8 protein-coding genes are annotated in these 6,338 nt (G+C 46.0%); 1 reads left to right on the forward strand and 7 read right to left on the reverse strand.

Annotated features, from left to right (window positions below; translation table 11 throughout):
- Window positions 1-21: 21 nt before the first annotated feature.
- Window positions 22-465, reverse strand: a complete 444-nt coding sequence (locus tag AC1DWN_RS24835; protein WP_477561572.1) for a MarR family winged helix-turn-helix transcriptional regulator — start codon at window positions 463-465, stop codon at window positions 22-24.
- A 150-nt stretch (window positions 466-615) separates the two neighbouring features.
- On the opposite strand from AC1DWN_RS24835, the gene AC1DWN_RS24840 reads away from it, so the two are divergent.
- Window positions 616-1,245: a M15 family metallopeptidase gene (locus AC1DWN_RS24840; protein WP_477561573.1), complete on the forward strand. Its 630-nt coding sequence runs from the start codon at window positions 616-618 to the stop codon at window positions 1,243-1,245.
- Between the two features lie 142 nt (window positions 1,246-1,387).
- Here the strand turns inward: AC1DWN_RS24840 and AC1DWN_RS24845 are convergent, their stop codons facing one another.
- The 6 genes from AC1DWN_RS24845 to AC1DWN_RS24870 form a co-directional block, all read right to left on the reverse strand.
- The gene (locus tag AC1DWN_RS24845; protein ID WP_477561574.1) at window positions 1,388-2,362 is read right to left on the reverse strand and encodes an LLM class flavin-dependent oxidoreductase; all 975 of its coding nucleotides are present in this window, start codon (window positions 2,360-2,362) and stop codon (window positions 1,388-1,390) included.
- A 159-nt stretch (window positions 2,363-2,521) separates the two neighbouring features.
- Entirely contained in the window at window positions 2,522-2,965 is a 444-nt protein-coding gene (locus AC1DWN_RS24850) for an Rrf2 family transcriptional regulator (protein ID WP_477561575.1), read from the reverse strand.
- Between the two features lie 91 nt (window positions 2,966-3,056).
- Complete coding sequence (locus AC1DWN_RS24855; RefSeq protein ID WP_477561576.1) at window positions 3,057-3,971, reverse strand: aldo/keto reductase; 915 nt, start codon at window positions 3,969-3,971, stop codon at window positions 3,057-3,059.
- 256 nt (window positions 3,972-4,227) lie between these two features.
- Window positions 4,228-5,169 (reverse strand): ROK family protein, encoded by a 942-nt coding sequence (locus tag AC1DWN_RS24860; RefSeq protein WP_477561577.1) that lies wholly within the window; start codon window positions 5,167-5,169, stop codon window positions 4,228-4,230.
- On the reverse strand, window positions 5,166-5,843 hold the full coding sequence (locus AC1DWN_RS24865) for an N-acetylmannosamine-6-phosphate 2-epimerase (RefSeq protein ID WP_477561578.1): 678 nt from the start codon (window positions 5,841-5,843) through the stop codon (window positions 5,166-5,168). The genes AC1DWN_RS24860 and AC1DWN_RS24865 overlap by 4 nt, the downstream gene beginning before the upstream one ends.
- Before the next feature lie 49 nt (window positions 5,844-5,892).
- Window positions 5,893-6,338, reverse strand: a 446-nt coding sequence (locus AC1DWN_RS24870; RefSeq protein WP_477561579.1) for an FAD-dependent oxidoreductase, incomplete at its 5' end; no start/stop codon positions are given.

Genomic DNA, 6,338 nt, shown 5'->3' on the forward strand with positions numbered 1-6,338 from the left:
TCGTAATATCACTCTTCATCATTACTTTTGGACTTTTTTGAGCAAATCGATAAGTTGCTTCTTCTCGTCCTCATCTAACCCTTTAAATTGCGAGGCCTGAAAATGCTCCTGTACCGGAACGACGTCATGGAATAGTGTTCTGCCTTTGTCCGTAAGAGATACGTATTTCGTCTTCCATTCCTGCTCCCGTTTCACCAAGCCCAGGTCCTCCAGCTTGCCTAATAGCTGTGTTATGTTTCCTTTTGTAACTAAAAGCTTGTCGGCCAGCTGCTGCTGTGTCAGTCGATCATTCGTGCCGATTTGAGCCAATAGGTCGAATTGCGCTACGGTCAGATCCCATCTTTTCAGATGCTGATGTGTGTCGCGAACGCTTTGATTATAGACCCGCGATAGTCGATACCATATGAGTAAGCCTAATCGTTTATCACGTTTTTCTGAGAAGGAATCTATTTCGTTATGTTCCATATATCCACCTCACAACTTCGTTATACTCATCAGTTTAGATCTAAACTAATAAAAAGTCAACTGTCTACCACTAATCCCCTACCTGAGACTAGGGTAACCCTGTTCACAGTATGATAAAATAAGCGGATAACTTGAAAGAGGAGAACCTGCATGCTCGAGCGCAACCCTTTATCTACAAATCGGCCGCCTGTCGGAAGGGTAAATCCGAACCTAAACTCGCAAAAAAGACGCAAACGAAATGGATGGCTAGTCCTGATCATCCTTGCTTTTGCAGCAGTAATTATATGGAAAGTGTACCCTATCGATAATCGATTCATCCCTTACATTAACAGTGATCCTGTACCTCCTGTTGTTGAGCTGCACCCCATCGTATCCACCAAGCAAGCCGAATTGATTGCTGCTACTAAGAAAATAGGTATTACAATTCTCGTTACGGACGGCTTTCGTTCGAGCGAGGAACAAGATGCTATACACGCTCAAGGACGAACTGCTGAAGGATCAGTCGTAACTCATGCTCGCGGTGGACAATCCTATCACAATTATGGGCTTGCCATTGATTTTGCACTTCGAACGACTAAAGGTGCTGTAGTATGGGATATGGAGTATGATGGAAACAAAAATGGAAAGCCGGACTGGATGGAGGTCGTGGCAATAGCTAAGGAGCTTGGCTTCTCTTGGGGAGGCGACTGGAAAAACTTCAAAGATTATCCGCATTTGCAAATGGATTTCGGTTATTCGATCCGCCAGCTTCAGAGAGGGGCCAGACCCCCTACGGAATAGCTATAAAGTGTAAAATAAAAACGGGTTTCTCCAAAAGGTTCTAATGGACCTTTTCGGAAAAACCCGTTTTTCTATTTAAACTACTCGAGCGCTTTGGAGCACTTCAGCATATAAATATTTGTGTGATATTATCTATTTTAAGTTATAAACCCGCAACAATCTCATAGGACCGCAAACGTGCCTTATGCTCAAAAATATGAGCGGCTACCATGATCTCGTCCGCTTGCGTTGCTTCTATATATTGCTGCAGCTTAGCTTTCACCGTTTCAGGTCCACCAATAATAGTAGATCCTAACTGCTGCTGTAGAGCGGCCTTTTCCTGTTCATTCCAAATTTTATCCATGTCATCTACTGGTGGGGCTAGCGGGCTCCGTTTATTACGAATAAATGACAGGAATAGCTGCTGCATGGACGTGGCTAAGTACGCCGCTTGCCCATCCGTATCAGCTGCAACTACGTTTACTGCTACCATGCCATATGGCTTATCAAGCACTTCCGATGGCTGGAAGTTGTTGCGATACAAATTCATAGCCGGAACAGTAAAGTTAGGCGAGAAATGACCAGCGAATGCAAACGGCAAACCTAGCTTAGCAGCTAGCATTGCACTGAAATCACTTGATCCCAGCAGCCAAATCGGGATGTTCAAGCCCTCACCCGGGATGGCCCTGACAGGCATGCCTACTAATGATCTCGATGGATCTAGAAACGTACGCAATTCCTCAAGYTTCTCCGGAAAATCTTGTCCGTTACTATGGCGATTGCCTCTGAGCGCTGCAGCCGTAAGACCGTCTGTACCCGGCGCACGACCAAGTCCTAAATCTATACGACCTGGAAACAATGATTCCAGCGTCCCAAATTGCTCAGCAATAACAAGCGGCGCATGATTTGGCAGCATGATGCCGCCGGAGCCCACTCGAATCGATTTCGTTCCTGCCGCAACATGACCAATGACGATAGATGTTGCGGAGCTAGCAATGCTCGTCGCATTATGATGCTCTGCAAGCCAGTAGCGATTGTAGTTCCATTTTTCCGCATGCTGGGCTAGGTCTAGTGTATTGCTTAGTGATTCAGAGACAGATCCTCCCTCGATGATAGGGGAGACATCAAGCACTGACATAGGGATATTAAATGCATTCATATATTTCGAATTTGTTGTAATATTATTCACCTACTTTATAATATTTGCAAAAATATAAAAACTCTGTTCAAACATGGTTTTAACTGTATGATTTTCAAGTACATTAAAACTAAAAATAGAAGACGAACTTCTATTTTGTTAGAGCTCCTTTGGCTGCAATTTCTGCTGACATTGCTTTATTCTATCCAAAACGGTCTGAATCGTATTCTGCTCTAAGTAGGCTTCATAATAAAGCTCCGCTTCATGGAAGAAATGATCCATCACGCCTTGAATATTTGCAGAAATGAGACAAGACTCCTCCGGATTTCCCGAACACCAATGCGGCTTTAACGTCCCTCCGGAAAGTGCGCGATAGATTTGAGCCAGCGTAACCTCCTGTGGATCACAATTCAAAATATATCCGCCGCCGATACCCTCCTTCGTCTTCACGAAGCCATGCTTTCGAAGGCTGCTCATAATTTTTCGTATTCGTGTCGGGTTCGTTGCCACGTTACGCGCGATCGTATCGCTGCTTGCCATATGTTCAGGCGTATAAGCTAGCAGTACTAGACTATGAACCGCAACCGTAAATTCACTATTCAACTATTCCACTCCCTTTCGAGAAGCTTACTGTGATTTTATTAGATACAGTTAGTAATGTCAAATCGAATTCATAGATTTGACTTTTACGAACCTAACGATGCTGCTCATATCGACCCGGATTACTTATCCTACGAATCTCTTCGCACTCTGATGCCGATAATGGCGCAACTTCCGTTGCTTGTACATTGCTAAGCAGCTGCTCCAATGAACTCGCTCCCGGAATGGTTGTTGCGACGACTGGATTAGACAGCACATAACGCATTGCTAAATGTGCGAACTCACGAGAATCATTACCTCCGCCCAGCTTCTTTAACCCTTCACGGAGCGCTATCAGTTCATCCATCGTGTAATTCAAGTAACCTTTTGCCGATTTGTCTTGCCCGTTATTCGTCAAAATCCCCTTAGCTACAGGACCTCTAGCAATTAGACTAATTCCTTTGTCAGCAAGCAGCGGCAGTACACTTTCCTCTGGCCGTCTATCCAAAATGCTGTACTGGCTCATTACACTCACAATATTGGAGCGCTCCGCAAATTGTCTAATGACATTCGGACGTATGGATGATATCCCATAATAACGAATATGCCCTTCCTGCTTAAGCTCTTCAAAAGCCTCGATCGTCTCGTCAATCGGATCATCCAGAGTACCGCCATGCAGCTGATATAAATCGATATAATCCGTTTGCAGCCTGCGAAGGCTATCTTTTACCGCAGCTTTAATGTACGTCTTCGATGGATCCCAAGTCCAGCCTTCCTTGCCCGTTTCCCAGCGATTGCCGACCTTCGTCGCAAGCACAACATCGGAACGGCGACCACTAATCGCTCTTCCTATAATCTCTTCATTAAATCCTTCGTTATAGAGATCAGCCGTATCCAAAAAATTAACACCACGTTCCAACGCTTCATGAATAAGTGCTGCTGCCTGCTTCTCATCGGTCCCTAGCGACATGCATCCCAGACCAATCTCACTGACAAAAAGCTCGGATTGACCCAAACGGTTTAATTTCATTTATATTCCCCCTTCATTCACCCGTTATATGTATGAAATAGCCCTGTACTCCTCTTCTGACTCTACCTCATAAACTCTTCTTATTGTAATATTCTTTACTCCTATGCACAACAAAAGGACTGTCTGTGAAATGACAGTCCTTAAGCTTATTGATCGCRAATTTTATCAACGCTATTCAAGCAAATACATATATTCACAATGTTTCTCTTGTAGTCAACCCATAAAGACAGATCAGAATCGTAGTCGACCAAATCGGTTACGCGTCACTTTCCATCTCCCTTTTAACCTTTGCCAAATAAGCAGCTCCGATAATGCCTGCACGGTTTCCAAGCTTCGCCTTTATCGTGATTACTGGTTTGCTCGTTATTTGACTGATAGCAGGCTCTAGCTGGTCCCACCATAAATCCGCTGCTTCAATAAGTCCACCACCAATAATAATCGCTTCAGGACCGAACATGTTATGAAGAGATACTAACCCAGTCGCCAAATCATTAATAAAGCGGTTGACGGCCTCAACAGCCCTTGTATCACGGTCTGCATACTGCTGCATGAGTCGATGACTTGTCCAATCACACTCTATTTCTTTTGCTATTCGGTTGAGCGCAGTGCCCGAGGCATATTGCTCCAAGCACCCCTTCTGCCCGCAATTGCAAGGCAAGCCGCCCGGATACAAGATCATATGTCCAATCTCGCCAGCTATTCCACGGTTGCCGTGTATGATTTCTTCTCTGCTGACGAGCGCACCACCGACTCCAGTCCCAATGGCAGCAAAGGCAAATGATTTGTATGATTGCGCGGCACCGATCCATGACTCGCCCAAAGCAGCCGCATGGGCATCATTGTCGGCGACGACCATAAGGCCGGTTCGCTCGGATAACAGCTCCGTTAGAGGAGTATCGGTCCAGCCAGGCAAATTGTCAGTCGCATAACTTACGGTTCCTGTCACAGGATCTATTGCTCCTGCCGAACCAACACCGATTCCAAGCACCAGCCGGTCCGATCTTTGAATAAGTGATATGACAAGTCCTGTGAGCTCTCTAATGATCCCCTCTCTCCCTTGTTCTATAGGAGTTCGAGTGGATAACTCCAACAGAATTTCCCCTTCTCTAGTCACCATGGCTCCTTTCATGCTCGTGCCGCCAACGTCAATCCCTATATAAACGCCTAGGCAATCATCCCCTAACGTCTTGTTCTTCATAAGTGATATTCCGCCATCGCGAGTACATATTGTGCCGTAATCAACTGCGGGCGCGTAATAGCAGAGCCAACCACGACGAAATAGGCACCATTTTCGAGCGCACGCATCGCTTGATCCGGCGTCGATATTCCGCCTTCCGCTACAACCGGAACAGAAAGCTTCTCTGATAACTGCTTGACTAAATCCAATCGCGGCAGTGCTCCTTGGCTATAAGTTGTGTAACCGGCTAATGTCGTTGAAATGTAAGATGCACCGCACTCAGCTGCATGCATCCCCTCCTCATAGGTCGAAATATCCGCCATTACTGGAATGCCTTGCCTATTCAGCTCTTCGATAACATACTTCAAATCGAATCCGTCAGGGCGAGGTCGGGCAGTTGCATCTATTGCTACAATATGGGCCCCTGCCTCATAAACTTGAACCGCGTCTTGAATGGTTGGAGTAATGTACATCTCATACCCCTCATAATCATTCTTCCACAACCCGATAATCGGCAGTTCGACCGCAGCACGGATCGCGCGTACATCTTCCGGACTGTTAGCGCGAATCCCCTTTGCGCCTCCTTCACGAGCTGCGAGGGCCATTACCGACATATGCTGCGATCCATGCAAAGGCTCATGCGCAAGCGCCTGGCACGAAACAACAAGACTATTTTTATTGATTAGACTATTCATCGCAACCATCCTCATCACTTATCTCTCGTCTCTTAATCTCTTATCTCTATTAAAGAGCATGCAGGGTTGGCCACTCTAGCTCAACTCCGGCCTTGCTGAGCATTTGTTGAAAGCTTTGAAGCGCATCCGAATTGGCACGAACTGCTCGTGGCTGCATTCCAGTCTCTAGGCAGTACGCCGCCAAGTAACCTGCTGCTTCCCCAATATTCCATTCTACGGGATGCAGACGATAGCAGCCATTCGTAATATGTGTCGTTCCGATGTTCTTGCAGGCCGCCAGTAAATTGTTAACCCTGACTGGGATTAAGCTGCCTAGCGGAATATGAAATGGAAGGCTGGATATATCAATATAGGTCCTCAGTGCAGTGCTTGGATGCAAATCAATGCGATATGCCCCAATACCAACCGAGTCGAAATATTGCTCAGACTTTCCATCAGGCCGACATTCTGGATTCAAATGTTGCTCCAGAATGGTCGTCTCGGCATGGATTCTCC

It is taken from the genome of Paenibacillus sp. P4_A7, from assembly GCF_056402455.1.